The sequence below is a fragment of the Streptococcus sp. 1559 genome (assembly GCF_013276735.1).
GTDB lineage: Bacteria > Bacillota > Bacilli > Lactobacillales > Streptococcaceae > Streptococcus > Streptococcus pseudopneumoniae.
This window is the reverse complement of sequence record NZ_VMLO01000126.1, coordinates 866-1331: the sequence shown is the minus strand read 5'-3', so window position 1 is coordinate 1331 and position 466 is coordinate 866. Positions and strand designations below refer to the sequence as shown.

The 466-nt window shown below is 48.3% G+C and carries 2 protein-coding genes (both cut by a window edge); both read right to left on the bottom strand.

Translation table 11 applies throughout. The annotated features are described in order from the left end of the window. On the bottom strand, positions 1-466 hold part of the coding region annotated (locus HT688_RS11265) for a DUF1542 domain-containing protein (protein ID WP_172923802.1) (this coding region is incomplete at its 3' end). 18 nt of the annotated region lie beyond the right edge of the window; 466 of 484 annotated nt are visible. Further along, positions 459-466, bottom strand: part of the annotated coding region (locus HT688_RS11260; protein WP_172923801.1) for a DUF1542 domain-containing protein (this coding region is incomplete at its 5' end). 865 nt of the annotated region lie beyond the right edge of the window; 8 of its 873 annotated nt are in view. The genes HT688_RS11260 and HT688_RS11265, both read right to left, overlap by 26 nt.

Here is a 466-nt window from a genome sequence, read left to right as displayed (position 1 = left end):
CTGCTGCCTTAGCCTTGTCTTTAGCCACTGGGTTAACTGCTGCTATTGCGGCAATTCCGTCTGCTTGCGCTTTGTCCACGCCTGCTTGGTCGCTTGCTGCGTCAATGGCTTGGATAGCTTTGTCCGCTGCCGCTTTAGCTTGTTCCTTAGCTGCTGCTTTTTCTGCATCTGAAAGTTGTGCGTTCGCATCAATCTCGGCTTCTTTTTCCTTAAGCTTAGCTGCTACTGCTTCCTTAGCTTTGTCTTTAGCCACTGGCTTAACTGCTGCTATTGCGGCAATTCCTTCCGCTTGCGCTTTGTCCACGCCTGCTTGGTCGCTTGCTGCGTTAATGGCTTGGATAGCTTGGTTCGCTGCTTGCTTAGCTCGATCTTTAGCTGCATCCTTTTCTTCTTTTGTTGCATTTGGAGTGTTGTCAATTGCTGCTAATTTATCTGCTAATTTTTTCGCTAAGTCTGCTTTAGCAGC